General features: G+C 64.7%; 1 pseudogene. It reads left to right on the top strand.

Annotation, left to right across the window (positions count from 1 at the left end):
- Positions 1-106: 106 nt before the first annotated feature.
- Positions 107-1,435, top strand: a pseudogene (locus ACWGTO_RS33385) (IS1380 family transposase).
- The last annotated feature ends 155 nt before the right edge of the window (positions 1,436-1,590 follow it).

Genomic DNA, 1,590 nt, shown 5'->3' with positions numbered 1-1,590 from the left:
ACGACGACCCGTCTGAGAGGCGGCGGATGTAGCCTAAGCGATTGATTTGGCGTAGGATTCGGTTGTAAGCCAACCCTGCCACCACATTTCGCGAGCCACACCCGCCATGACCGACGATACGTTGCTGCAGCTCTCATTTCCAGCCGTTGGACGCAAGAAGATCACAGCTGCGTTTGACGGCGGACGCATCACCTCGGATGGTGGCGTCATGCTTTTGGCCGCGGCCGAGCGACGCCTGCAACTGGCCGACAGGCTGTCCGCTGCGACCCACAGCGGGTGACGCACGCCATGGCCGACATTCTGCGCGCCCGCATCTTTGCGATCGCATGCGGCTACGAGGATGCCAACGATCTCGACTGGCTGCGCACCGATCCGGCCTTCAAGCTCGCCTGCGGGCGGCTGCCCGACAGCGGGATTGATCTGTGCTCGCAGCCGACCTGCTCGCGCCTGGAGAACCTGCCCGACCTGCGCACCGTCATCCGGCTCGGCTGGGTGCTGGTCGATCTGTGGCTGTCGAGCTATGCCGCGCCGCCAAAAAGCGTGACGCTCGACATCGACGACACGGGTTGATGTCGTTCACGGCCATCAGCAGCTCTCGCTGTTCAACGCCCATTACGACGAGCGCTGCTTCCTGCCGATCCACATCTACGACGCCGCGACCGGACGTCCGGTCGCCATGATCCTGCGTCCTGGCAAGACCCCGACGGGCAAGGAGATCCGCGGCCATCTGCGCCGGCTTGTCCGGCGCATCCGCGCCCGCTGGCCGGCCACCCGCATCCTGGTCCGCGGCGACGGCCACTATGGCCGGGCCGAGGTCATGGCCTGGTGCGAGAACAATGCGCTCGACTACCTCTTCGGATTGCCCGGCAACAAGGTTCTCCAGCGTCTCGTTGATGAAGCCGCCGACGATATCCGCACCCGCCGCGCGCTCGAGCAGAGGCCGGTGCTGCGCGGCTATGCCGAGACCCGATACAAGGCGAAATCCTGGAAGACGCAACGTCGCGTCTGCGCCCGCATCGAGGCAACCACCCGCGGCCTCGACATCCGCTTCGTCGTCACCGATCTCGACAAAGATTCCGCCGCGCATGTCTACGACGTGCTCTACTGCGCCCGCGGCCAGGCCGAAAACCTGATCAAGATGCACAAGAGCCAGCTTGCCTCCGACCGCACCAGCTGCCGCTCACCGATTGCCAACCAGGTGCGCCTCGTCCTCCACACCGCCGCATACTGGCTGATGCTCACCCTGCGCGAGGCGGTGCCCACAACCGATCATCTCAGCAACGCCGAGTTTGCCACGCTGCGGCTCAGGCTCCTCAAGCTCGGCGCCCGCGTCATCGAAACCGTCTCGCGAATCCGCCTGGCCTTCGCCGCCGCTTGTCCCGAGGCCAGCCTGTTCCGACAAATCGCTCTCACGCTGCAGCCCGCAGTACCATGAGCGCCGGGGCATCAAAGCCCCGCCGAAACCCAAACCTTGACCTCCAGCGCGTTCCAAAGTCCAGTCTCAGCTGCGGTGAAAAAGACGCCTCACACCTGCATGACCCAATGCTCAGCGGCGCTCGAACCACAAGGCTCATGAATAGGACGGGCTAG

This window comes from Mesorhizobium sp. PL10 (assembly GCF_053714315.1).
Note: the sequence above shows the minus strand (reverse complement) of the source record. Positions and strands in the feature narration are given on the sequence as shown.